Origin of the sequence: Microcoleus sp. N9_B4 (assembly GCF_036701635.1) — a bacterium.
Classification (GTDB): domain Bacteria; phylum Cyanobacteriota; class Cyanobacteriia; order Cyanobacteriales; family Microcoleaceae; genus Microcoleus.
The window spans coordinates 23,681-49,025 of sequence record NZ_JAUBRC010000024.1 but is presented as its reverse complement, the minus strand read 5'-3'; the positions used below and the strand labels follow the sequence as shown (position 1 = coordinate 49,025).

Annotated in this window: 21 protein-coding genes; 12 read left to right on the top strand and 9 right to left on the bottom strand. The window is 46.3% G+C overall.

Annotation, left to right across the window (positions count from 1 at the left end; genetic code table 11):
* The first annotated feature begins 91 nt into the window (after positions 1 to 91).
* Entirely contained in the window at positions 92 to 580 is a 489-nt protein-coding gene (locus tag QUA43_RS17270) for a hypothetical protein (RefSeq protein ID WP_333375474.1), read from the top strand.
* A gap of 83 nt (positions 581 to 663) precedes the next feature.
* On the opposite strand, the gene QUA43_RS17265 is transcribed toward QUA43_RS17270, so the two are convergent.
* The 3 genes from QUA43_RS17265 to QUA43_RS17255 are packed head-to-tail and all read right to left on the bottom strand — an operon-like array spanning position 664 to position 1,898.
* Complete coding sequence (locus QUA43_RS17265; protein ID WP_333375472.1) at positions 664 to 1,059, bottom strand: nucleotidyltransferase domain-containing protein; 396 nt, start codon at positions 1,057 to 1,059, stop codon at positions 664 to 666.
* Between the two features lie 39 nt (positions 1,060 to 1,098).
* On the bottom strand, positions 1,099 to 1,611 hold the full coding sequence (locus QUA43_RS17260; protein WP_333375470.1) for a GNAT family N-acetyltransferase: 513 nt from the start codon (positions 1,609 to 1,611) through the stop codon (positions 1,099 to 1,101).
* On the bottom strand, positions 1,602 to 1,898 hold the full coding sequence (locus QUA43_RS17255) for a DUF1778 domain-containing protein (RefSeq protein ID WP_333375469.1): 297 nt from the start codon (positions 1,896 to 1,898) through the stop codon (positions 1,602 to 1,604). Before QUA43_RS17255 ends, QUA43_RS17260 begins: the two co-directional genes overlap by 10 nt.
* Before the next feature lie 157 nt (positions 1,899 to 2,055).
* On the opposite strand from QUA43_RS17255, the gene QUA43_RS17250 reads away from it, so the two are divergent.
* From QUA43_RS17250 to QUA43_RS17225, 6 genes are all read left to right on the top strand, one after another.
* Positions 2,056 to 2,310 (top strand): hypothetical protein, encoded by a 255-nt coding sequence (locus QUA43_RS17250; protein WP_333375466.1) that lies wholly within the window; start codon positions 2,056 to 2,058, stop codon positions 2,308 to 2,310.
* Positions 2,303 to 2,659 carry a type II toxin-antitoxin system RelE/ParE family toxin gene (locus QUA43_RS17245; RefSeq protein ID WP_333375464.1) on the top strand — a complete coding sequence of 119 codons (357 nt, stop codon included), beginning with the start codon at positions 2,303 to 2,305 and terminating at the stop codon, positions 2,657 to 2,659. The genes QUA43_RS17250 and QUA43_RS17245 overlap by 8 nt, the downstream gene beginning before the upstream one ends.
* 157 nt (positions 2,660 to 2,816) lie before the next feature.
* On the top strand, positions 2,817 to 4,211 hold the full coding sequence (locus tag QUA43_RS17240; RefSeq protein WP_333375462.1) for a branched-chain amino acid ABC transporter substrate-binding protein: 1,395 nt from the start codon (positions 2,817 to 2,819) through the stop codon (positions 4,209 to 4,211).
* Between the two features lie 219 nt (positions 4,212 to 4,430).
* Positions 4,431 to 5,507, top strand: coding sequence for a branched-chain amino acid ABC transporter permease (locus QUA43_RS17235; RefSeq protein ID WP_333375461.1), 1,077 nt, complete (start codon positions 4,431 to 4,433; stop codon positions 5,505 to 5,507).
* Positions 5,508 to 5,525: 18 nt separating this feature from the next.
* The gene (locus QUA43_RS17230) at positions 5,526 to 5,939 is read left to right on the top strand and encodes an element excision factor XisH family protein (RefSeq protein ID WP_333375459.1); all 414 of its coding nucleotides are present in this window, start codon (positions 5,526 to 5,528) and stop codon (positions 5,937 to 5,939) included.
* On the top strand, positions 5,927 to 6,262 hold the full coding sequence (locus tag QUA43_RS17225; RefSeq protein ID WP_333375458.1) for a XisI protein: 336 nt from the start codon (positions 5,927 to 5,929) through the stop codon (positions 6,260 to 6,262). The genes QUA43_RS17230 and QUA43_RS17225 overlap by 13 nt, the downstream gene beginning before the upstream one ends.
* Positions 6,263 to 6,304: 42 nt before the next feature.
* On the opposite strand, the gene QUA43_RS17220 is transcribed toward QUA43_RS17225, so the two are convergent.
* Complete coding sequence (locus QUA43_RS17220; RefSeq protein ID WP_333375456.1) at positions 6,305 to 6,877, bottom strand: Uma2 family endonuclease; 573 nt, start codon at positions 6,875 to 6,877, stop codon at positions 6,305 to 6,307.
* 157 nt (positions 6,878 to 7,034) lie between these two features.
* Here QUA43_RS17220 and QUA43_RS17215 point away from each other — a divergent pair, with 157 nt between their 5' ends.
* From QUA43_RS17215 to QUA43_RS17205, 3 genes are all read left to right on the top strand, one after another.
* Positions 7,035 to 8,600, top strand: coding sequence for an ABC transporter permease subunit (locus tag QUA43_RS17215; protein WP_333375454.1), 1,566 nt, complete (start codon positions 7,035 to 7,037; stop codon positions 8,598 to 8,600).
* A gap of 141 nt (positions 8,601 to 8,741) precedes the next feature.
* Complete coding sequence (locus QUA43_RS17210) at positions 8,742 to 9,557, top strand: SAM-dependent methyltransferase (RefSeq protein WP_333375452.1); 816 nt, start codon at positions 8,742 to 8,744, stop codon at positions 9,555 to 9,557.
* Between the two features lie 89 nt (positions 9,558 to 9,646).
* Entirely contained in the window at positions 9,647 to 10,426 is a 780-nt protein-coding gene (locus QUA43_RS17205; protein WP_333375449.1) for an ABC transporter ATP-binding protein, read from the top strand.
* A gap of 238 nt (positions 10,427 to 10,664) precedes the next feature.
* Here QUA43_RS17205 and QUA43_RS17200 read toward each other — a convergent pair whose 3' ends face one another.
* Positions 10,665 to 11,495: a PEP-CTERM sorting domain-containing protein gene (locus QUA43_RS17200; RefSeq protein WP_333375447.1), complete on the bottom strand. Its 831-nt coding sequence runs from the start codon at positions 11,493 to 11,495 to the stop codon at positions 10,665 to 10,667.
* Between the two features lie 317 nt (positions 11,496 to 11,812).
* Between QUA43_RS17200 and QUA43_RS17195 the strand changes: the two genes are divergently transcribed.
* On the top strand, positions 11,813 to 12,520 hold the full coding sequence (locus QUA43_RS17195) for an ABC transporter ATP-binding protein (RefSeq protein WP_006631855.1): 708 nt from the start codon (positions 11,813 to 11,815) through the stop codon (positions 12,518 to 12,520).
* A gap of 240 nt (positions 12,521 to 12,760) precedes the next feature.
* Here QUA43_RS17195 and QUA43_RS17190 read toward each other — a convergent pair whose 3' ends face one another.
* The 4 genes from QUA43_RS17190 to QUA43_RS17175 form a co-directional block, all read right to left on the bottom strand.
* On the bottom strand, positions 12,761 to 13,873 hold the full coding sequence (locus tag QUA43_RS17190; protein WP_333375444.1) for a transposase: 1,113 nt from the start codon (positions 13,871 to 13,873) through the stop codon (positions 12,761 to 12,763).
* Between the two features lie 237 nt (positions 13,874 to 14,110).
* Positions 14,111 to 15,700, bottom strand: a complete 1,590-nt coding sequence (locus QUA43_RS17185; RefSeq protein ID WP_333375443.1) for a glycoside hydrolase family 57 protein — start codon at positions 15,698 to 15,700, stop codon at positions 14,111 to 14,113.
* Positions 15,701 to 16,243: 543 nt separating this feature from the next.
* Complete coding sequence (locus QUA43_RS17180) at positions 16,244 to 19,453, bottom strand: EAL domain-containing protein (protein WP_333375441.1); 3,210 nt, start codon at positions 19,451 to 19,453, stop codon at positions 16,244 to 16,246.
* Positions 19,454 to 19,846: 393 nt separating this feature from the next.
* Positions 19,847 to 23,104 carry a PAS domain S-box protein gene (locus QUA43_RS17175; protein ID WP_333375438.1) on the bottom strand — a complete coding sequence of 1,086 codons (3,258 nt, stop codon included), beginning with the start codon at positions 23,102 to 23,104 and terminating at the stop codon, positions 19,847 to 19,849.
* A gap of 542 nt (positions 23,105 to 23,646) precedes the next feature.
* Between QUA43_RS17175 and gatB the strand changes: the two genes are divergently transcribed.
* Complete coding sequence (gatB, locus tag QUA43_RS17170; protein WP_333375437.1) at positions 23,647 to 25,149, top strand: Asp-tRNA(Asn)/Glu-tRNA(Gln) amidotransferase subunit GatB; 1,503 nt, start codon at positions 23,647 to 23,649, stop codon at positions 25,147 to 25,149.
* The last annotated feature ends 196 nt before the right edge of the window (positions 25,150 to 25,345 follow it).

Genomic DNA, 25,345 nt, shown 5'->3' with positions numbered 1-25,345 from the left:
GCGATCGCTCTTTTGAAATATCTCTTGCTGCTCTAGATATCTATTAGAATAGTCGAACTAGGCGGTTAAAAGGATTGCAGGGAAACGATTTATGAAAATCACGGATTTGCCCCAAGATGTTCTCGATGATTTATGTCAGGATCAACAGTGGCGATTAGATATCGATCCAGGATTTGATAGCAAACACGAATTTTGGATGGCGTGGCACCATTTTCTCAAGTTACCGGAGCAATCCTACTTTGAGAGATCCGAAGATAGTCTGGCAGATTTTCTCACAGTTGAAGAGTATAACCTGCTGCTGCCAGTGCCACGATCGCACCATGCCAGCATCCATCCCATTCGATTGATTCCGAGTGCTGACCAACAGACACTCACCCTGTTTCTTCAGGACTCTTACCATCGTGATTGGTTCAGAAAGCCCAGCGATGCCCGTTATGGATTTCTGGCGATCTGCGATCGCTATCAGAAGTTTGGTTGCGATTTCTATCTTGCCAGCTATTATCATTTCGCTTACCTCCTCGGAAACGATTACGAAGTGGCTGTAGCGATTCTTACTCAAAAATTAGGTCAGCTACCGTAGTTGATGTCCGATTGAATGATATCGATTAAGATTAGTTTGTAGTGAGGGCTTTAGTCCTTCGATCCTGCGGACTAAATTCCTCACTACAAACCGGAGCGATCGCCCTCAAGCGCTAAGCGGAGGGATTTGACCGGGCATGATATCCCGCTTGCATAAATCACTCGATAGGTTTTCAAAATGTTCGATCGCCGATAGGGATTTTTTAACTGCTTTTTTTCCACCAAATCTACAGAACGGTGAAATAAATCCTCTATCTCTTCCTGCATACTCAATAAATGAGACAGCGTGAGGCGGTGGGATGGCTCGTAAGTAACTAATACATCCACATCGCTATCAGGGCGAAAATCATCCCGCAGCACCGAGCCAAACAGGGCAAACTCGACAATGTTCCAGCGCTGGCAAAATTGCGCGATCGCATCTAAAGAGACTTTTAATCGATCGCTCACTACATATTCTAAATCCGATTGCAACTCAATCATGCGCGAGGAAACCTCCAACGAGAGCAACTAACGTCTGAGCTAAAGTGAAGCAATGGCATCGCTAACTTTCACCAAAAGTGTCATCGGATCGATCGGCCCCACAGTAAACCCGCACTTCTGATAAAACAGCTTCGCATCTTCGGAGATAGCGTGTACGAGAATTGCCCGTATCCCTGCAATCTCAGCAGCTTGCAAAGTGCGAAGAATTGCATCCCGCAGCAAAGCGCGTCCGATGCCGAGGCCTTGCCAGTTGCGATCGACTGCAAGCCGTCCAATCACCATAACAGGAATCGGATCGGGCATATTGCGCCGAACTTTACCCGTTGCAGCAGTTTGTGCTATTGCTCCATTTACAAGACAATAGTATGCAATGACTGCTTGGCGATCGCACAAAACATAAGTCCGTGAAGCCCCCTCTGACTCATTTTTCAGAGCGCGACGCTTGAGCCATTCATCCAACTGACTGTTGCCTGAATCAAAGGTCTCTATTTGATGTAACGAGTTCAGTTTTTCAGGCGGACAGAGTTGTTCTAAATCTCGATCTAATCCCACGGAGATTTTGTTTTTAGTAATGCGTTTAGCTTCTGATTTGGCGTAGGCGGTGCATCCAGCAGCGCCAAAAATTGCTTAAATTTAAGTTCATCTAACCCAAAAAAACAGCGGTCTAGAATCACATCTTGAGCTTTTTGGTAAGCTGATTCAAGCATGAACTCCGATCGACTCTTTCCTTGTAATTGGGCCGCGCGATCGATTACAGCGCGTTGATTTGGCTTAGCTCGAATGTTGATTGTGACATCGCGGGTCTGGCTGACTGACCCTTCAGATGGTGGTATGTGCATATTTGATTAAAAATAGTTGTAATTAGAGCCAGTAGCTTTATAATACTTACATTCTAAAATATTGTATACACACTGTCAACACATTTACTGAGATTTTCGATCGCCGCTCCAGTTAACTGCATATAAGATGAGAGGAGCTAGATTGAGAGGTCATCTTATGTCGCCGATAAAACAACGCCTTCTAGAAGCGATCGAACGGACTCCTGAATCGCTTTTAGAGCAAACCCTGACATTCCTGGAATTTTTGACCAGTCGGACACAGACCGCGCTCGCCCCAGACTTCGACTCGGATTTTGACTCAGACACCGACTCCAACGACAAAATCCTCGCTGACCTGAAAGCCTCCCTCCACCAAGCCAAAGCGGGACAAACCTTCCACATCGAGGAGCTCTGGGACGGCATCAATGTCTGAGATGCCAGTCCAACTCAAATTCACGGCACTTTTCAAACGTCGCCTCAAAGGACTCACTAAAAAGTATCGCCAAATTCAAACCGATGTTCAGCCCGTCCTCGATGAGATTATCCAAGGGAACTTTATCGGAAACCAGATTGCAGGAACCCAATACACCGTTTACAAAGTCCGGGCTAAAAACAGTGATGCCCAAGTGGGTAATATCGGTGGTTATGGTTTGATTTATCAAGTTGAATCACCGACTCAGGTTGTCTTACACCTGATTTACTCGAAATCAGAACAAGCAAACGTCTCGGCCGAGGAAATCCAAACTGCGATCGCACAATACCACGCAGAACTAGGCGAATAAGACATTTTTCAAGTCTAAACTTTGGATATCGCCGACATTGATATCACATATGGCCCAAGTCCCGACCTTCTTGCGGCAGCAGTGTATCTTTGAGAGTTGACACAAATTTTTTAAACTTGTGCTAACTCTTGACTACATACTGACTAGAGTGAAAAATATGCAAAAACGCAACCAACAAACGAACCAACCTATGAACTTTTCCCAGAAGTCAGGGGGCAAAAGTGCCACATCCCCAAAAATCAACTCAACACAGAATCTCGGCGTCGGAGGATTGCGGAAATTACTTTTTGCCGCCGGAATAGCCTCTCTGTGCGCTAGCTGTCAAAATCCTCAAGCACCCACCGCCACAACTCCCGGAGGCAGCCCCGGAACCAGTCCCGCAGCCACTCCCGTCGCAGTCAGCAGCCCCGGAGACCCAAATACTGTCAAAATTGTCTCCATGCTGCCCATGACAGGCAGCGCCTTGGGTCAAGCTCAAACAATGGTCAACGGCATCCAACAAGCCCTCGCCGAAACCAACTCGAAAGCTTGCGACGGCAAAATCCAAATCCAATACGAAGTTTTCGATGACGCCACCGCCGCCGCCGGCAAATGGGACCCGGCCCAAGTAACGTCAAACTCCAACAAAGCCGTAGCTGACGGTTCGGTAGTTGCCGTCATCGGTCACTATAACTCCGGTGCCGCCAAACTTTCCATTCCCGTGCTCAACCAAGCTAACATCGTCATGATCAGTCCGGCCAACACTTATCCGGGACTGACTAAACCAGGAAAAGGCGAAGCTAAAGAACCCAACGTTTATTATCCCGCTGGCACTCGTAATTTCACCCGCGTTGTCCCCGCTGACGACCTTCAAGGGGCTGTAGCTGGCAACTGGGCGAAATCTTTGGGCGTGCAAAAAGTCTACATTCTCGACGACCAAGAGCTCTACGGCAAAGGCATCGCTGACGTTTTTGAAGCAACTTCTAAAAAGTTGGGAATTCAAGTCCTCGGAAGAGAGGGAATTGATATTAAAGCTAGCGACTATAAGGCGTTAATGAATAAAATCAAAGCTTTAAATCCTGACATGATTTACCTTGGAGGCACTACTCAGAGCAACGCCGGACAAATAATTAAAGACATGAGAAATGTCGGAATGACGCCTGAAGCAGTTAAGTTCATGGGGCCCGACGGCATTAAAGAGCAAGCTTTAATTGATGCGGCAGGCAAAGATGCCGAAGGAGTTTACGCTACTTTTGGCGGCTTGCCTCCTCAAGAATTGACTGGTGTGGGTGCGAAGTGGTACGAAAGTTACAAGGCAAAATATAATGCTGAACCGGAAGCTTATGCAGCTTACGCCTATGAAGCTGCTAAAGTTGCGATCGGCGCAATTAATAAAGTTTGCAAAAATGACCGCGCTGCTATCCGCGAAGCTGTGTTGGCAACTAAAGATTTTAACGGGGTACTCGGCACTTGGAGTTTTGACACCAACGGCGACACGAGCTTGACTACAATGTCCGGAAATGTTGTTAAAGGTGGCAAGTGGGAGTTCGTGAATGCGCTCAAGACCGAATAATTAATTAGAAGGAAGAGGGAAGTTCGGCAACGGATTTTATAACGGATGTAACGGATGTAACGGATATCGGGAAGAAGGAAGAAGGAAGAAGGGATAATCCAAAATTATGCCTTTTTCCTTCTCCCTCCAATGTCCCACGCCCGATTCTCGATTCCCAATTCTCAATTCCCAATTCCCAATTCCCAATTCCCAATTCCCAATTCCCAATTACTCAAAAACATGAAGAACTGGAAAAGTATTCTCTTATATCTAGGTGTAGTTTATATAGTTTTGCTCTTAGGCCCGATCGCAGGATTTGATTTGCCAAAAATCGTAGGAGAAATAGTCAGCAATCCTGAAGTTTTGATTCAACAATTGTTAGTGGGACTTGTCAATGGTGCGCTGATTGCAATTATTGCCTTGGGTTACACTATGGTTTATGGCATTATTGAGTTAATCAATTTTGCTCATGGCGATTTGTATATGTTGGGCGCTTTTGCTTCCCTAACCGTGTTCGGGGCTTTTGGGATTCAAGATGGCGCACCTTTAGCTATTGCTATACCGGTGATGTTAGTTGCTTTAATTGTATGTTCGGTGTTTTGTGCTGGACTGAATATTGTTGTCGAAAAGTATGCTTATCGACCTTTGCGAAATGCTCCCCGTTTGGCTCCTTTAATTTCAGCAATTGGAGTTTCTTTTATTTTCCAAAATATGGGGTTATTTTGGGGAGGATTGAAAGCTTTTATTCCGGTGATGGGTTCTAATTCTGCGGCGCCGAAAAGTTTTCCCGATTTGTTGCCGCGAGTTGATATTCTCAAAGCTTTGGGCATTCAAACGAGTATTGTATTTACTACGAAAGATTTAATTGTGTTGGTGGTGGCTGTGGTATTGATGGTTTTGCTTCATGTTTTTGTCCAGTACACTCGTCTGGGAAAGGCGATGCGGGCAACGGCTCAAAGCCGCGATGCTGCTAAAATTATGGGGATTAATGTAGATCAGATTATTGCTCTGACTTTTTTGATTGGGGGAGCTTTGGCGGGTTCGGCGGGAATTTTGGTTGGTTTGTACAACAATACTATTGTGTTTACGATGGGGTTTACGGCGGGTTTGAGGGCTTTTACGGCGGCGGTTTTGGGGGGAATTGGCAATATTGTCGGGGCGATGTTGGGGGGGGTTTTGATTGGGTTGCTGTCGTCTTTGAGCGATCAGTATTTGTCGAGCCGCTGGACTAATGCTTGGGTGTTTGGGGTTTTGGTGGTGATTTTGGCTTTTCGGCCAGGGGGTTTGTTGGGCGAGAATGTTCAGGAGAAGGTTTGAAGTTGCAGGGTTGAAAAAATGGCAAAAGACATTTATCATTATAATGTAAGGGCTGCCTTAGAAAAGGACGGGTGGATAATTACAGACGATCCTTTCCCTCTCAGACTTTCCTTGCGCGGTGTGTTGATAGACTTAGGAGCTAAAAAGTTACTGGCTGCTGAACGAAAGGGACAAACAATTGCCGTTGAAATCAAAAGCTTTATAGGCAAATCTCCAGTAAAAGACTTAGAAAATGCTTTAGGTCAGTATACTTTATACTTGACAATGCTATCTAGATTAGACCCAGAACGCACGCTATATCTAGCAATTGTTGAGGAAATTTATTCTACTTTTTTTGCGGAGGAAATCGTGCAAGTTGTTCTAGAAGATAGGGAAATAAAACTTATTGTTGTAGATCCAGTTAAGGAGGTTATTACAAAATGGATAAACTAGACGAGTACCGGGACTTAATCTATAAAATATTGTCTTACTATGCCAACTTGCCGTACAGATACGGCGACATTAGCAGCTATGTGATTGTCAGCCAAGACCGCAATCATTTTCTGTTGATGCACGAAGGTTGGCAAGACCGCAAACGCATTCATGGTGCGGTAGTTCACGTTGAAATTCGCAACGGCAAACTCTGGATTCATTATGACGGTATTGAAGACGGCATTACCGATGAATTACTGGAGGGTGGCGTTCCTGAAAACTGCATTGTTTTGGCGTTTCATTCGCCGGAAGTACGCAAACATACCGGATTTGCGATCGCCTGAAAAATCCGCTTGCAAAATATCGAGTTAACCTGCGCTATCAAATTAAATATTCGCTGGTTTGAGCCAGCCAAAAACTTCGTCTAAAGTTAACTGCATTTCCGGCATAAATTTGGGCATCGGAAGTATATCTGTTGGTTCTTGCAAGGAAATAGGCTGCTGCCTTGCGGGATAGGCTAAAATGTTTTTTTCATCGGGATCGAGCAACCAACCCATCTGACAACCGGCATTCAAACAGTGCAAAATATTGTTTGTAACTTTGGTTTGGCTTTGGCCTGGGGACAAAATTTCTATTGTCCAGTCTGGGTGAGCATTAAATGTATTGGCAATTTCGCCTTCAGCGTCTAGGGGAATGCGATTCCAAACAAAAATCGCGACATCGGGGACAATAGAACGTCCGCCAAAGGTGCAGCGAAGTTCTGGAAATGCCCAAGCAATCCGCTGAGGTTTGCCCGCTGCATTAACCGTCGTGATGAGTTCACCCTGAATTGTACTGTGTTTTCCTTGTGGCATAGGTTTTTGTAAAATCGCACCTTTGATGTATTCGCTAGCGGGTTTGGTTTCTGGGAGTTGCAAAAACTCGTCGAGGGTGATAGTTTTTTGAGGTGCTTGTACCATATAGCGATCGCCCGTTTGAAGTGTGTTGCGGTAACAGTTCCAGTATATAGCAGTTGACAGTTGACAGTTGACAGTTGACAGTTGACAGTTGACAGTTGACAGTTGACAGTTGACAGTTGACAGTTGACAGTGACTAATAACTAATGACTAATAACTAATGACTAATAAAATAATCCAAGCAATTAAATCGAGTGGTATTTTAGGAGCGATCGCCTCTTTGACTGTTTTGTTATTCGGCGGTTGGAGCGGCACCGTGATCGGCTGGCTGATGGGTACGGCTGCGGGCTTTATGAGCTGTCGGGATCAGAAGGTTTACAGCCCGAAAATGGGTGCGACTATCGGCTGTTTAGCGGGATTGGGATTGGGAGTTTGGCTATTAGTTGCAAGTGTGGTAGAAGGGGTTTTGATTAGACCTTTTTCTGGTCAATCTGCTGTGGCTTTGCCGACTACGCTGCTGTACGGGATTTGCAGTTTGACGATCGCAATTTTGACAGCTACGTTAATGGGTGCTTTGCAGGGTTTGCAGGGGGAACGCCAGCGGCTGGCAACTCTGGTGACATTAGCTTTTATTCTAATTCTGTTTCCGTTTATCGACATTCAGGCTCAGACTGGCTGGATTGCTACTGTAGTACAGATTCAAATCTTTATTATGTTGGCGCTGGGTTTGAATATTACTGTGGGTTTTGCGGGTTTGTTGGATTTGGGATATGCGGCGTTTTTTGCGATCGGCGCTTACACGACGGCTTTGCTATCTTCTGGGCAGTTAAATATTGCTTGGAATTTTTGGGTGGTACTGCCGATCGCGGCCGGTGTAGCTGCGATCGCGGGCGTAATCCTGGGTATTCCCACACTGCGGCTCAAGGGCGATTATTTGGCAATTGTTACCCTCGGTTTTGGCGAAATTATCCCGGTTGTCTTTAGGAATTTAACGGCGATTCGGATTGATGAACCAGTCTCGAAGATTGTTGCTTCCCTGTTGGGTAAACCTGAGTTGGTGCTGTGTCTGGTTGGGTGCGATCGACCTTTTAACCTCACCGGTGGCGAAGCGGGCATAAACCCGATCGGGCGTCCATCTCTCCCCATTATCGGCACTTTCAGCACCGGCAACTACTTTCCCTGGTACTACCTAATTTTGCTGCTAGTTGTCTTTGCTTACTTCATGATTTCGCGGCTGCGAGATTCCCGCTTGGGCAGGGCGTGGAATGCCATGCGCGAAGATGAATTAGCTGCGAGTGCGATGGGAATTAACCTAGTCAAAACCAAACTTTCGGCTTTTGCGATGGGAGCGACGTTTTCGGGCTTTGCAGGCGCGTTTTACGCCGCCTATATCAGCGCGATTTTTCCCAGCGTTTTCGATTTCTCGGTGTCGGTAATCATCCTCTGTATGGTGATTTTAGGCGGTTTGGGCAACATGACCGGGGTGATTTTGGGGGCGATCATTATCATGTCTGCCGATCGGCTTTATCTGCCACAATTAGCCCAAGTCCTCAAGGGTTTTCTGAATACTTTTGTACTCCCCAGGATTGCAATTCCCCAGTTGCAAGAGTTTCTGGCCACCAGTTTAGACCCGATTCAAATGCGCTTATTTCTATTCGGTCTAACTCTTGTTGTCATGATGCTCGTGCGGCCGGAGGGGCTGATTCCTGATAAGATCCACCAAGCTGAACTGCATTCTGATGCTGAAGCGAGCAATGAGTCTTTAGCAGATGCGAGAAGTAAATAAATAGGTAAGGGCAAAAAACCTTAGTATTTTGTAGCGGGTTTAGCTAAGAATTTAGGATATCAGGGAGTTTATCAGTGTAAAAAACATCCCCATCTAATGTTTATTTGTAACCAACTACTTAGTAAGGGTGAAAGATTAGCCATGAACAATGTAACTGGTACTGCTTTTATCGTTGCGGAGTTTAGAGCAGAAGAGAATGAAGAGGTAATTCCTCTTTACACTGATCATGTAGTAAAAATATGGCTCAATGAGGAAACAAAAAAAGTAGCTGACCAAATAGCTCACAACTCTCCCGCAGCTAAAGAAATGGTTAAGTTGCGGACTAAATATTTTGATGATGTTTTGTCTAATCAAATTTTAGGAGGTTGCAAGCAAATAGTTATTTTAGGTTCGGGTTTGGATACTCGCGCTGCTAGAATTAATGGAGAAGGAGTGATTTATTTTGAAATAGACGACCCCGCGACACTGCAATTAAAAGCAGAAACTCTCAAAGCAAACAAAATTAGTGCAAATGTTCGCTACATTCCCGGCGATTACATAAAAGACGGTTTAATCTCCTTGCTGAAACAGAGCGAAGTTGATTTCACTCGGCAGACATATTTTTTGTGGGAAGGCAACACTACCTTGCTTGACAAAAAAGATGTAATATTTGTATTAGAACAAATTCGCGACAATGTTAATAATTTCCGATTGTCCTTTGATTATATGTCGGAAAAGGTGATTTTGAGAACGACGGGCTACCAAGATATCAATGATTACATAAATAAATACGAAAGTATGTATGCACCCTGGATTACTGGGTTTGAAAACATTGCAACTTTGGCTGACGAACTCAATCTCAAAGTTATTGAAAACTTTTCGACGGCCGATTTACACGCACAATATCGCCCTGGCAGTTCGCTAGAATCTAATCTTTTTAAGTTTTATTTTGTTTGTACTTTAGAGAATATGTCCTAAAAACTCCCAGTCTCAAATTGATTAGCGTGCGTGAAAGCTCGTTACCAGGACGATCGCACTACTATAAAATCTTAGAAAACGGAAACAACATGTCATTATTAGAAGCACAGCAACTTACAATGCGATTCGGCGGTTTGACTGCCGTCAACCAGGTTAGTTTAACTTTGGAAAAAGGCTCGATCGCCAGTTTAATCGGCCCCAACGGTGCGGGCAAAACCACATTTTTTAATATGCTGACAGGTATCTACAAACCGAGTGCAGGTCAGTTGCTCCTGGAACAGAAGAATATAACGGGTTTACCGCCCGATCGCCTGACAACTTTCGGCATTGCTAGAACTTTTCAAAATATCCGCTTGTTTAACAACATGACTGTCCTGGATAATGTTTTAGTAGGTAGACACTGCCGATTGAAAACAGGTTTGTTGGGTGCAATCCTCCGCCCTCCCGCTGCGAATCTGGAGGAGCGGGAAGCTAAAATAAAAGCGCTCACTATGCTTGATTTTGTCGGTTTAGGTGCTTCTAAAGCGCCGGAGTTGGCAAAAAACCTTTCCTACGGCGACCAGCGCAGATTGGAAATTGCCAGGGCTTTGGCTTCCGATCCGAAAGTGTTGCTTTTGGACGAACCGACGGCGGGGATGAACCCGAACGAAACGGCTGATTTAACTCGCTTTATTTACCGAATTCGCGATGAGTTAAATTTGAGTATTTTGCTGATTGAACATGATATGAAGGTGGTGATGGGAATTAGCGATCGCGTTAGTGTTATGGAGTACGGTACTAAAATTGCTGAGGGAACTCCAGAGCAAGTTCGCGCCGATCCCCGCGTGATTGAGGCATATTTGGGAAAAGAAGAAGATGGACATGGATAATGGGTATTGTGTGCCGACAGATAAGTGAGCTGGGCATTGTGTATCCGCGGAAGAAGCGATATAATGTCTGGCAAATGAACCCAATAAAATTAGGGGCGGGTTTCACCAAAAATCTGTCATTCAAACCGATAATATTTATCAACCCGCCCTGGACGACAGCATTTTATAACGAGCAATTCAACTGCAACGATAGGAGGTGCGCCTTACACACCCTACGGATTAATGTTCGGTGGTTTTCCTAAACTTTTGATTTGACTTCCGACATTTTTTTCTTGTGCTGTCTCTGCCGGAGAAACAATCCTAAAAATAGTGCAGTACCTAATACTGTGCTCGGTTCGGGAACTGCTTCTGCTTCTGCGATATTGTTTTTAACTTCTACCACTGTTAAGTTAGTGGCGCTGTTGAATGTCCGCGAATATACCCCAGAAGTATACAGGAGGCTAGTTGCTGCACTTCCGTCAGCCAGAAAATTAAAGTTAATTTGTGTGGGTTTAAAGCTGTTGCTAACCAAGGCATTTGCATAAAAGCCACTAGAAGAGTCTAAACCGATGGCAAATTGAAAAGAGTCTAACAAAATGTTAGTAACAGTGTTAATCACCAAGAAAGATATACTGCCATTCGCCCTGGCGCGTTCGGATTGGGGGTTGTCAACTGATGTTAAAAGAGCTAAAAATGTCTGAAAATTGAAGGAAAAAGTTTCTTCGGCATCAATGAAGAATTCGCCGATCACTGCTGCTTGACTTTGGGCTAAACCGGAATAGTTATTCCCGCTGCCTATGACTTCACTTTGCGAGAGATTTGCTGCCAGCAATTCGTGGCAGTTAGATATAAAAAAAGCCTCAGCGTTCGCTTGGCTAATGACTGCACCGCTGTTAGTTATCGCCTGAGTGTTAGTGTTAGTAGATGTACCTGTATCAGTCGGGGTGTGACTGAAGTTGTCAATCGTTACTGCTGCTGCAGAACTGGCTATTGTGGCAGCACTGCTGGGCGCTATACCTACACTCAAGCTGGTTACTAAAGGAGTTGCTAATAAAAATGCGATCGCTCCGCTACTGTGATGGAATTTCATGGTAAATCTCCTTAAATTTGAAACATTTTAAGTGCTGTTATTGGTAACTTGTAGCGGTTGGTTTCGCTTACGTATTAATACTACTTATTTACTTAGAAATTTTGGTAAAGCTACTGTCAAGAAATCTTATGTTTTAGTAAAACTTATGTAAAGTTGATCGCCACAACTACTAAAAATACATTGTATGGGAGCTAGGGCGGGTCTTGATCTAAGTAAAATTACTGCTTACTCTAAAAAAGCTTGATTTTAAATAAATGCAATAAAATTTTATAATTAGTCGGGATAATATAATAAGGCACAAAGCAGAAAGAGTAATTATGTTGGAAATTAAAGACATTCACACCTACTACGGAAATATCCACGCTCTCAAAGGAGTATCGCTAACAGTCTCGCAGGGAGAAGTTGTGACATTAATCGGCAGCAACGGGGCGGGGAAAACGACTACTCTCCGCACGATTCAAGGACTGCTGCGCCCGCGCCAAGGCACTGTATTATTTGAGGGAAAGCCTTTAGAAGCACTATCTACAGAGGCGATCGTCCGTTTGGGGATTTCTCAAAGTCCCGAAGGGCGGTTGATTTTTCCGCGCATGACGGTGCAAGAAAACCTAGAAATGGGTGCTTATCTCCGCAACGATACTCTCGGTATCAAGTCCGATATGGAAAAAGCATTAAATTTATTTCCTCGTTTGCGAGAAAGAATTAGTCAAAAAGGGGGAACTCTCAGCGGCGGCGAACAGCAAATGTTGGCGATCGCCCGGGCTTTGATGTCGCGCCCCCGCTTGTTATTATTGGACGAGCCGAGTATGGGATTGGCACCGATGTTAGTCAGTCAAATTTTTGCGATCGTCCGCGACATTAATGCTGAAGGAACAACTATTTTACTGGTGGAACAAAACGCCCGTATGGCTTTAAGTGTAGCCCACCGCGGCTATGTCATCCAAACCGGTCAGGTCGTAGTCGCTGGTACTGCTAGCGATTTGCAGTCAAATGAAACTGTTCGCAAAGCATATTTAGGTGAAAGTTAAAGACTGTAGTTTAGACTAAAAAATGATTGCAGCTAAAAGTAGCTGCCTTTAAATATCCGGCAAGCTGTTACTCAACCACTCAAGAGGGAGAAGATTAAATAGCTAATCTTGAAGATTTTTTGCGTCGAGAAACCCGTTTTTTGACAGTGGGATAGCATGGTGCCTTAGTCCGTACCTTTCCTGTTTCCCAACAGGCGTGATTTTCCCCTATGTTTAGGCAATTTCTTCGGAGTACCAATGTCAACTAAAACCGAAAACATTGATTGGGCAACACGTCCAGGGGTTAAATAGATACGCTTCAGATTGCCAAGGTAATATATTCTCGACCACTAAATCCCTAGCTAACCAGAGTTGCCAACTCATCAATGGCATTAAATCACTCCAACGCTCAGATTGTTCAGGAGTTCTCAAGTTAGGCAATGTCCAATGCAATCTTTGCTTCGCAAACCGATACCAAGGATCGACTCCAAAGCGTCGTAAATATTTGAACCAAACAGTTTCTAAAGGTAGAGTTCGTTCTCCAACCCAAGCCAACCATAAGGGTGGAAACGGCTGACAGTTTGACATGGGCTTCATTCTTTCGACCAGGATTAAATTGACTTTTTGTCCAGGGGCACGATAAAAATGTAAGTCAATCCATTGTCTGACTCGGACTTGTCCCAAATCTGGATGTTCATCAATTTCAATCGCAGTATCAGCTTCGAGCCATGTGGTTGGGTCGTTGAGTCTCATTTTTTGCCCATGTTTCCGTGGTCTACCGCGACCACTATATGCTGGTGGTGCTGACCATAAGCAGGCATTCTTTCGGACTCTCATTAAACAATCAGCAAGAATGGAAGCTTGCGCTAGCGCTAATACCCAAGTTGCATTGCCATATTCTCGATCTAAAACTGCTAAGACTGGGTTGAGGCTCTGTTCACAGACAAGTTTGAGTTGGGAAGCTGCTTGAAGTATGGGTGAAGACCCACTACTAATTCTTTCATGGAGTAGGGGTAATGCCCAACATCCTTGTGCGAATGGTATCCACGCAATTGTACTATATCCCTGTCCAACAATGGAGCCCTTCTGATATTCATGGGTTCTGTCTTTTAAGGTTTGAGCGTCTGGTCTCGCCCATGCAGTGTGGTCAATTTCCACTAATATATTTTCTGTTGTAGGTACTTGCTGCTGTAATTGCTTGATATACAGCATCATCAGTTTTTTCCGGTCTGGTCTACAGTCTTGTAAGGCTTCATAAACACTTGACCATTGACGCTTGAATAATGGATTGAGTGAAAATTCCGCTAAACATGACGCATTCGGAGTGGTCATCACTGCATCCATCAGCTCGAATGTTGCATCTTTCGCCAGCACCAATAACTCGTATGCTGCTCCCAGGAAAGTCCTTTAATCGTTCACTGTTCATTTAAGGAGTGGATAGGTTTTATTTTTCACCCTCATTCTCTCCTGGCGCGGTGGCTCTAGTTCTTCTTTTGCCACCGTTCTCATCTTTGGTTAGTCTAAACTACAGTTATATAATCATCCGGTCACAATAAATCCGCCCAGCCCTTAAGCAGGGCTGGGGGGACAGGATGAAAGAGGAAACGAAACTTAAAGCGATCGATAAACGCGATAGTTAATTTCAGGGAAAATATTATCAATCTCCTCAACCTTCTCCAACCAACCCGAATCAACTTTCCCTTCTTTCACTTCATCGTAAAGCTTGTGAAAGCGCATTAAGTGCGATCGAGTCCGCCGCACTGCATAGGGCACCATCGTCCCTGTACGCATGATAAATGCCCAGTCAGAAGATTGAGCTAGCAGCACTTCCCGCGCCGCCTGGTTCAAAGCGCGCCACTGCAACTCATCCGCAGGTTCCATGCTTCCCAACTCAATCATCCGTTCCGCAGCTTTGTGCAAGTGCGGGTAAATCCAAGCATTGGTATCGTTAAGCCAATATTCGTGGAAACCCCGGAAACCCCAACTCGACTGAGACGGGCGGCACACTTGCTGAGTCCGATTCCCCCGCAAATAATCGGCTAAGTGCGTCATCTCGTAGGTATTTTGGTCGTGCCAACTCTTGCGGAACAGGTAATCTAAGAACCAAGGCCCTTCGTACCACCAGTGACCGAAAAGTTCCGCGTCGTAAGGCGAAACAATAATCGGCGGACGCTGCATAATGCCGTTGAGGTGTTCGACTTGCCGTTCCCGGTTGAAAGCAAAGTTGCTGGCGTGTTCGGCTGCTTTTTCCCTTGCCCAGTAAGGATCGTACAACTGTTTATCGCCTAAACCCAATCCGCGACCGGTGATTTTGTGATATTTAATCCCGGTATTTTTCCGCTGGCCGTTGGGCATGATGTAGGGCTTAATGTAATCGTATTCAGCTTCCCAACCCAAATCTTTGTAGAATTCCCGGTATTCGGCGGCCCCTGGATAGCCGACTTCGGAAGACCAAACCTGCTGCGATGATTCGTGATCCCGGCCGAAGGCTGCGACTCCGCATTCGGTGAAAATTGGGGCGTAGCTGCCGTAGCGGGGACGCGGGCGGGCGTAGAGGATGCCGTGACCGTCTGTGAGAAAGTAGCGGAGGCCGGCGTCGGCTAACATCCGCTCTAAGCCTTCATAGTAGGCGCATTCGGGCAGCCAAATGCCTTTTGGTCGGCGGCCGAAGTTTGCTTCGTAGTTGTCGCAAGCTACTTGAATTTGTGCCCAAACTGCTTCGGGGTACATTTTCATCAGCGGTAAATAGCCGTGGGTGGCACCGCAGGTGATGATTTCCAGGTTGTTGGTATCTTGGTGTTCTTTGAAGGCTTTGACTAAATCTCGATCGTACTTTTCCCAAAAGTTGCGGACTTGAGAGAAATGGGCGGCGTAATGTTCTGCCAAGTAGCGGAGGTGGCCGTTGCCGCTATTGTGTTCGATTTCGAGATCCGCTAATTCTTCGAGTTTAGCCAAGTGGTCGTCGAAGCGGTCTTGCAGCAAGGGGTCGCGCAGCATGGCAACCAAGGGCGGCGTCATGCTCATGGTAATTTTAAAGTCAATGCCGTCGCGCTTGAGCCCTTCAAAGACTTGCAGCAGGGGAATGTAGGTTTCCGCGATCGCCTCAAACAGCCATTCTTCTTCTAAAACGTAGTCGCTTTCGGGGTGGCGGACAAAAGGCAAGTGGGCGTGGAGAACGAGGGCGAGGTAGCCAATAGTCATAAAAAAAAAATTCCGTAAGTGGGAAACTCAGCGTCTTTAGACCTGAGAGGGAAACGGCTAGGCGGTTTGAACCGCCGTGAATCTTTCCATTACACGGGGATTGCTAGATGGGAGTGTACTTTTGTAATGTACTTTCAGTGGGACAATTACCACATCCAACCTCGCAATCCTGTACGCATAATGTTCGCTCCATCAGGAGCCTCTATAAGAGGGGTAATGTTAGCTTGCGCCTTAGTTAAGGGCCGATACTATATTTAGGACACTGATTTAACTCAATAAGTCTATTTAATCCTAAATTTCGCTTGGCAAGGAACTAGCTTCGCACTCCCTGGTAGGTCTTTAACTCTTACCGTTAACGTAGTACGCAGCTACACATCTGGTCAACTATCGTTTAAGTCTGAGGCTGGAAGCAAGCGTATCTTTAGACATGGGTCGTTGACAGTGATTTGGATGCCGTAGTTATTAACTGACGCCAGTTAGGCACAGCTTTAAAATATTTTAAGATTTTATGCTGAAACGGGACTCACAAAATGCCGTGTTTTTTTAATGGCCTTTCTCTAACAAACTAAATGTCAGCAAATTCTGATTTTCTGCTTGCTGTCGGATTAGGGTTGCTGCTGTTTGAGAGTCTACTGCCTTTGAGAAAAAGAATCCCTGGGCGTACTCACATTTTAACCCTTTTAGTATAGATAGTTGCGAAGCTTCTTCGACTCCTTCGGCGACTACATCCATGCCTAAATTGTGAGACAAAGTAACGATCGACCGCACAATTTCTGTTGGGTCAATGCCTCCTTTACTGAAATCGAACTCACCTCCCATCCTGCTAACAAAAGAGCGGTCTATTTTTAAGGTATTGGTGGGGAAGCGGTGCAGGTAGGAGAGCGAGGAATAGCCGGTGCCGAAGTCGTCAATGCACAAGTGTATGTTTCGGGTTCTGAGCTGCACCAGCATTGCTGTTACTGATTCGGAATTTTCTATGAGTACACTTTCGGTAATTTCTAGTTTTAAACTGCTGCCGTCGAGGTGAGTTTCTGCGAGAACTTGGTCGATGTATTCGATTAAATCTGGCTGAGAAAACTGTTTGACAGAAATGTTGACGCTAACGCTCAAGGGGTGGTTGCTGGGAAATAGCTGCTGCCACTGGCGGATTTGGTGGCAAGCTGTGCGGAGTACCCAGCGGCCGAGGGGTACGATCAAGCCGGTTTCTTCGGCGATGGTGATGAATTCGCCGGGGGAAACTAAGCCGCGTTCTGGATGCTGCCAGCGCACTAGAGCCTCAAAACTGGTAATTGTGTTATTGGCGATCGACACGATCGGCTGGTAGTGAATAATAAACTGGGGCGCTGCGGATAAGGGAGGTAAGACTGATTCGGGGGATGGGGGAAAGTCTTCTTCTGTGGCCGGCTCTCTAATTGATTCGATCGCCCGCCGCAGGTCGTTTTCTAGCTGCAATAGCCGCAAAGCGTGGGCGTGCATAGAACTGTTGAAAACTTCGTGTCGGGATCTGCCGAGTTCTTTGGCGCGGTACATTGCTGTGTCGGCGTCGCGCAGCAGGGTTGTCGGTTCCAGGTATTCGCCAGAACTCAAAGCTATGCCGATGCTGGCGGTGATAAATACTTCGTGTCCGTCTAGAAGGATAGGGGAGGTGATTTTCTTTTGCAGGCGGTTGACAATGGTGGTAGCTTCATTGATGCCCTCGATGTCTTCTAACAACAGCACAAACTCGTCTCCTCCAAGGCGGGCCACTGTATCTCCGACCCTCAGACAAGCTTCCAGACGCCGCGCGATCGATACTAGCAGTTGATCGCCGATGGCGTGGCCGAGGGAATCGTTGACTACTTTAAATCTATCTAAATCGAGAAACAGCACGGCAAACAAGTAGTCTTTGCGCCGTTTTGCCATCCTCAGAGCGTGTTCGAGCCGATCGGTAAATAGCGATCGGTTGGGCAATCCGGTGAGGGCATCGTGAAAAGCATCGTGCAACAGTTGTTCTTCGGCGAGTTTGCGCTGAGTGATGTCGTGACAGTTAATCACGATTCCCTGGACTGCGGGATCGTACAGCAAGTTGGTGGCTACAGCTTCTACATAACACCAGGAACCGTTGCGGTGGCGGACTCGGTACTCAACTGGGCACTGGCTTCTTTTGGGGTTTTCAATGGCTTTGTGGAGGGTTTCGGTGATCGTGGCGCAGTCGTCGGGGTGAACTATGTCTAAAGCGCTGCGGCCGATCGCCTGGTGGGGCGCGTATCCTAAAATTCGCTTAACCGAAGGGCTGATGTAGCGGAAGATTCCTTCGGCGTCGAGAATGATCGTGATGTCTGTGGCGTTTTCAATCAGCGAGCGAAATCGCTGTTCGCTTTGGCGCAGGGCTGATTCTGCTTGTTTGCGATCGCTGATGTCGAGGGCTACTCCGTCTATAATTACGTCGCCGTTTTCGTTTTTGGAAAATTTAGCGCTGTCTTGCACCCACTTGACCTCCCCCGATCTCAGAACGATGCGGTACTGGCGATCGCACGGCAAAAGACTCGCTTTCGATGCTGCTACGCTGCTGTCACACGAGCTTTTGTCCTCTGGATGGATGATTTCGGTCAACAGTTCCGGGTGCGAAATCACTTCTTCGGCCCCGAACCCAGTAACTTCGCGCACGCCCGGACTGATGTAGGGCATGGAGATTGTGCCATCTGGATGCAGCACGGTGCGGTAGACTGAGCCGGGAATGTTGGCTGCCATGGTGGCTAGCTGCTGCTGGATGCCGCAGACTGCTGCTTCGGCGCGCTTGCGTTCTGCAAGTTCGGTTTGGGCTTGTTGGTAGAGTTCGGCTTGGTGGATCGCGATCGCGCACTGATCTGCTATGGCTTTGAGTAGCGACAGTTCTTCTGCGCTCCAAGAGCGCGCCCGATCGCACTGATAGAGGCTAATTCCGCCCAAAAATGACTGCTGGTAGAGCAGTGGGGCGATCGCGACGGCGCGAAACCCTACAAACTCTGCTGATTCTTGCAGGGACGGGCACAGTGTCGATAACTCGTCGATGATCAAGGTTTCCCCAGCCGCGAGCTCGGATCGGTAGTGTTCTGCCACTTTGCAATTTAGCCCGACGAACCGTTCTCTGTCGGATGCTTTGCTGATGTAGCGAACTCTAATGCCGCCTTCAGCATCTGGCTGCAAGATGGCGCAGGCGGTGATTTCGAGAGCTTCGTGCACTTGATCTGCGGTGGTTTGCAGCACTTCGTCGAGTACAAGGCTGAAGCGCATGGCTTGGAGGATGCGGTTGACGATCGCTTCTCGCTGAGCTTGCCGCTGAATTTGGGCGATCGCTTCTTGTTGCTGGCGCCGCATTTTGTATTCTTGGAGCGATCGTTCTAAGACTGTTGGCAACCTAAACAGCCGCCCTTTTAATACGTAATCGGTCATTCCAGCTTTGAGGCACTCAACTGCCGCTTCTTCTCCCAAACTTCCCGTTACTAAAATTAAGGGTATGTCTTGCCCTAATTCCTGCATTAATTTCAATACTTCTAAACCGTTGAAGCCGGGGAGGCGGTAATCTGAGAGTACAGCATCGTACTGGCAATTTTCGAGCAGTTTTCTGCACTCTGTTGCTGTTTCGGCAGTGTCGCACTTAAAATTTACACCCCCCGATTCTAAGGCGAGAACTATTAATTCCATATCTTCTGCCATGTCTTCGATAATCAACAATTTTAATGTTGATTCCGCTACCATTTTTAGTAGATAGTTGGTCTGATTTATATCTAACATAAGGTATTGGGGAGATTTTCAATGGGTTATTCGTGTTTTTGCTAGTAATTTTTTAGACAGAGTTTGGTTGTTAATTTTATCTCGATATTTTTTGTTATTTTTTAGCAAAATCAATTATATACTCTACTCGCAAGACCTTTATTTAGCACCGGCAGTCGAGGGCTGACCGAACCGATTGGGGAGCGTCCCAATTTTCAAAAGAGCGTTTTTGAGGAGTACGAGCATCTTGCACCGCCAAGCCTAGATCTTTCGCTTCCATCCCTGACAGTGAACACTTCTGTCACACCAAAATTCGGATGCTCTCACCGGTTGTGACTTATTTAAGTGTATAAGAGTTTTAAATTCAAAATTTAAAACTCTTATACACTTAACTTATGAATATATATTACCGTTTCAGATTGTTTGCCCTAGTTTAAAGTAAAAGGTCGCTCCTTGACTAGGTAGGCTTTCGGCCCAAACCGTGCCGCCGTGGCGGTGAATAATCCGCTGGACGATCGCCAAACCGATGCCCGTACCTTCAAATTCTCTCTGGGAGTGCAGCCTCTGAAAGGCTCCAAACAGGCGATCGGCATATTCCATCGGAAAACCCACCCCGTTATCCTTGACAAAAATCGTCCCATCCGGTAAACCCTCAATAACTATTGTAGCCGGAGTGCGTCCGCGGCTGAACTTGACGGCGTTGCTAATCAAGTTGCTGAACACTTGTTGCAGCAAGGTTGGATCTCCCATTACTGTCGGCAAATCTCCGACGGCAAATTCAACGCTGTGGGGAGTTTGGGTCGGATCTGCGACAGTTGGGGATTTAGTCAATTTAATCGCATTTTGTACCAAACGGCTCAGATCGATCGGAATTTGCCTCAACTCGGTGCGAGTCACCCGCGACAGGGCGAGCAAACCGTCAATCAACAGGCTCATTTTTTGGCTGCTGTCTTCAATTACTTCCATATAGTGAACTATTTTGCGATCGCTCAAAGCCTCAGTTAATTCTAGCCGCTGTTTCAACGCTTCTATAAAACCTGAAATGTGTCGCAAAGGTGCGCGCAAGTCGTGGGAAACAGAGTAAGAAAAAGATTCTAATTCTTGATTTGCAGCTTCTAATTGCTCTGTGCGTTCTGACAAAGCTTGTTTTGTCTCTACCAACTCAGTGATATCGCGAGCAGTGCCAATTAAAGCATAAACCTCGCCGTTGAGATTTCTCAGCGGAATTTTAAACGTGTCGAAGTAAGCGTTGCCACCCGGTAGCACCACAAATTTTTCCTGGTAGTGCAGAGTTTTTCCTGATTCAAATACCTGCAAATTTTCCAGGCAAAATCGTTCTGTGATGTCGCCGGGATAGCACTCAAAAATAGTTTTGCCCTGCATCTGCTGCCTGCTGTCGAATCCGGAATATTTGGCAAGGGGATGGTTGACAAAAGACAAGCGCATATTGTCGCGTTCTACAACATAAATGCAGTCCGGTAAAGCGTCAAAAAAAGTCTCTAATTCTGCGGTACGCTGCGCGACTTGAGCTTCTAAAGTTTCGTTGAGTTCTTTGAGTTCAGCTTCTACTCGTTTGCGTTCGGTGATATCTTGACCAATGCCGATACAACTCCCGTCGGAAAGGTGAACATTTGCCCAAGAAGTGTCGAGAATTCGCCCGTCTCTAACTTTTGTTTTGAAGTCGCTCCAGTTCTGATTTGCTGCTTGGATTTCATCGAAAACATATTGACGGTATTCTGGCTGCGGATAAAATTCCGCCAAGATATCGCGGTCTTTGATTTCTGCAAAACTCCAGCCTAGCACTTGTTCCCAGTGGCGGTTTACCCAGTTTATTTGACCGTTTTTGTCTAAGAGGGCGAGCATGATCGGCACGTTGTCGAAGATAGTTTGCAGCAGTTCTTTTTGCTGTTTTAATGATTCTTCGGCTTGTTTGCGATCGCTGATGTCGAGTACGGAACCGATAACTTGCCTCATTTGTCCGTCTGGGGTTCTTTTGAAGATTGTAGAGCGATCGTGCACCCAGCGCCATTCCCCATTTTTGTGTTTGATTCTGTAGTCTCTGTCATCCGTTTCATAGGGATTGCTGCTGTGTTTTAGTCGCTCCATACCTGTAATTAGCTTTAACAGATCCTCGGGATGAACTAAGTTAGCGACAGCATCTATACCCAAATCTTGCCATTCTTTAGGAGTGTAGCCGAGGATGGCTGTGACAGATTCATTTGCATAAATATTTTTGTTTTCTACTGCATCGTAAATGTAAAGAAAGTTGGGGATAGTTGTCAGGATACTCTCTAAAAGTTGTTGATGTTTTTGCAGTTCCGATTCTGCCTGTTTACGCTCGCTTAAGTCTAGCACAAAACTGACGCCAAACTGTTGCGTTTGTTCTAAAAATGTGCTGCCCAACATCACCGGAACGCGGCTACCGTCGGAGCGTATAAATTCTTTCTCAAATGGAACAACCGTATTTCTAGCCTTCAGTTCTGCAACTTTTTCTGTATCTATACTCACGTATTCGGGTGGTGTCATTTCTTGCCAGTTAACTCTTCCGGCAAGCAGCTCGTCCCGCGTATATTTTACCGTGTTTAAAAAAGCGGCGTTGGCATCTGTAATGTGGCCGTTAAGATCCCAAAAAATTAAGCCGATCATATTAGAATCAACTATGGCTTTAAATTTGGATTCGCTTTGTCGCAACTGCGATTCGACTTGTTTGAGTTCTGTGATGTCGCGGGAGATGGATAAAACTGTTTCTACTGAATTGTCTTCAGCAAACTCGGGAATGACTCGACAGTGGTAATGTTTTATGCCTTGGGAAGTTGGCAACTCAAATTCTATGGTTTCTTGTTGGCCGCTACCCAAAACTTTCATAAAAGCCTCATCCCACAGGCTGCACAAGTGCGGTGGCATTCCTGATTCTTGGTGGGTTTTACCAATCAATTTTTCGGCGTGTTTTCCAATAGTTGATTCTACTGCTGGGTTGATATAAAGGAGGCGTAGTTTGCGATCGAACCGGGCGATAATATCGGTCGCATTTTCGGCGATGGCGCTGAAAGCTTGTTCGCGCCGATGCAGTTCTTCTTGAGCGCGGTGGAACTCGGTTATGTCTCTGGCAAAAGAGAGAATTGAAACTACTGTTCCAGATTCATCGATGAGTGCAGAATTGTACCATTCGCAGTAAATTATCGAGCCATCTTTGGTATAGTTGCGGTTGCGGCAAACGTTGCGGGTTTCTCTGCTGTCTAACAGTTGATTTGTGACGGCGCACACTTCCTCGAAGTCTTCTTGATAAACTATTGACCATTGGTGCCAGTATTTGCCAATTGCTTCTGCTGCAGTCCAGCCAAATATTTGTTCTGCCATTGGCGACCACTGCACTACCCGAAATTCTTTGTCCCACTCTACAACTGCCATTGGTGAGTTTTCTAGGTGAAATTCCCGCCGCGAGTTGGCTTTTTTTATTTGAGTTTGAAGTTGCTGCCGGAGTTGCTTCGCCCTCGCCAAGCGGTCGCTGAGTTCCTGTGTGTTTGCTGAGCCGGCTTTGGCAATGTGAGCAATGGTTTCTGCTGTTTGTTTTTCGAGTTCGTTCCAAGCGAGTTCGAGGGCTGATTCCGCCTGCTCTAGCTCAGTGATGCTGTTCTGAAACAGTGTGGCACTTTCTACTGGAATTTCAGGCATATTTTTGACACTTAGGCAAGTGTTACTTTGAGAATTCAAAATTAAAGCTTAAAAATTAAAAATATGTAATTTCCTGTTAAATTATACATTTTTAATTTTTAGTCTGTGCGTGGAGCCGATCGTTGGAGGCGGGCGGCGTTATTCAGGACGGCCAGTAAAAGGATTTGGGGTGCAGATCGATCGGCAATTGTGGTGGATCGATCTAAAACTCTCCTGGGTAAGGGAAGGGTGCGGGCAGGAGCAGGCGCTCAGTATATTTTTGCCCAGAGTTGTTGTTTGGGGGCGATCGCCAGGAGAGCGGCGTGGCTGGGGGCGTGGGTCGATCGCGAATCTGTAGCAGGGCGTTGCCTATGCAGATCCCCATTTGTCTCAACTAAACACGCTTTCCCACAGTCAGGCAGGGGTTTAAACCAGCCCGAATGCGGGTTTGAGGGGCTGGTTGACACCAATGAAACCGCCCCTACCTAGAAATACTCTCCAATCACTTTGGTCAATAAAAAGCTAAAATAAAATCTAAAGTTATTCCGTCTTTTAAATTGCTTATGACTGCTGCTGTACCCTCTTCGATAAAAAACCAAACTCAGTACGAAGCCATTATCGGTCTCGAAACTCATTGTCAATTGAGTACGAATACTAAAATTTTCTCCAGTTCTTCTACAGAATTTGGCAATGCCCCAAATACTAATATTGACCCAATTTGTATGGGAATGCCTGGAGTATTGCCGGTATTAAATAAAAAAGTGCTGGAGTATGCGGTGAAAGCTGGGCTGGCTCTCAACTGCGAAATCGCACCTTACAGTAAGTTTGACCGTAAGCAATATTTCTATCCCGATTTGCCGAAAAATTATCAAATTTCTCAGTTCGATTTGCCGATAGCTACTAACGGTTGGCTAGAAATTGAACTGGTGGATGAGACGGGAAATTCTACTAGAAAAAAAATCGGGATCACTCGCTTGCACATGGAGGAAGATGCCGGAAAATTGGTTCATGGCGGCAGCGATCGGTTGAGCGGTTCTACTTATTCAATGGTGGATTACAACCGTGCCGGTGTGCCTCTAATCGAAATTGTTTCGGAACCGGATTTGCGATCGGGCGCGGAAGCTGCCGAATACGGTCAAGAATTGCGCCGGATCGTGCGCTACATCGGTGTTGGCGACGGGAATATGCAGGAAGGTTCCCTCCGGTGCGACGTGAATATTTCGGTGCGCCCCGTTGGCAGAAAAGAGTTCGGCACGAAGGTGGAAATTAAAAATATGAACTCTTTTAATGCGATCGAACGGGCGATCGATTATGAGATCGAGCGGCAAATTCAAGCTGTGGAAAATGGCGAAACCATCGTCCAAGAAACCCGGCTGTGGGATGAAAACAAGCAGTGTACTTTCAGTATGCGGGTTAAGGAAGGCGCGAGCGATTATCGGTATTTCCCGGAACCGGATTTGCCTCCGATCAAAGTTTCGGCCGAGCAATTGCAGGATTGGCAAGCTCAACTGCCGGAATTGCCGGCCCAAAAGCGCAATCGCTACGAAACTGAGCTCGGTCTTTCTCCCTACGACGCGCGGGTGCTGACTGACGACAAAGCGGTGGCGGAGTATTTTGAAAAATCGATCGCCGCCGGTGCTGGTGCGAAACAAGCTGCCAATTGGGTGATGGGCGATATTACTGCTTATCTGAAAAATGAAAAACTGGCGATCGCAGAAATTCCTTTCCAACCGCAGGATTTAGCCGAACTGCTGGGGTTAATTGATGCCGGTACGATCAGTGGCAAAATCGCTAAGGATATTTTGCCGGAGTTGCTGGCAAACGGTGGTTCGCCTCAGAAGTTCGTTGAGAGCAAGGGTTTGATTCAAATTTCGGATACTGGGGCGATCGATCAAGCGATCGATGCGGTGTTAGCCGCCAATCCCAAGGAGCTCGAACAGTACCGAGCCGGCAAAACTAAGCTGCTGGGCTTTTTTGTCGGCAAGGTGATGAAGGAAACGGGCGGCCGAGCCGATCCCAAACTGACCAATGAGCTGCTGGTGGCGAAGCTTAACGCCCCAGGCTAAGCAAGTCGTTAAGGGGATCGTGTAGCGGATACAGCGGCGGGCGATCGGTTTTTCCCGAACTCGCCGCCCTCTGGCCCTTCTCGCGGGATCGTAACTTTATAATTAATCTACATTTCTTTACAACATCTTCACGTTTGGGGGTGACACCCCTCATCCCGATCGTGTTATATTGTGTTATGTAGATGCACCCTGATGG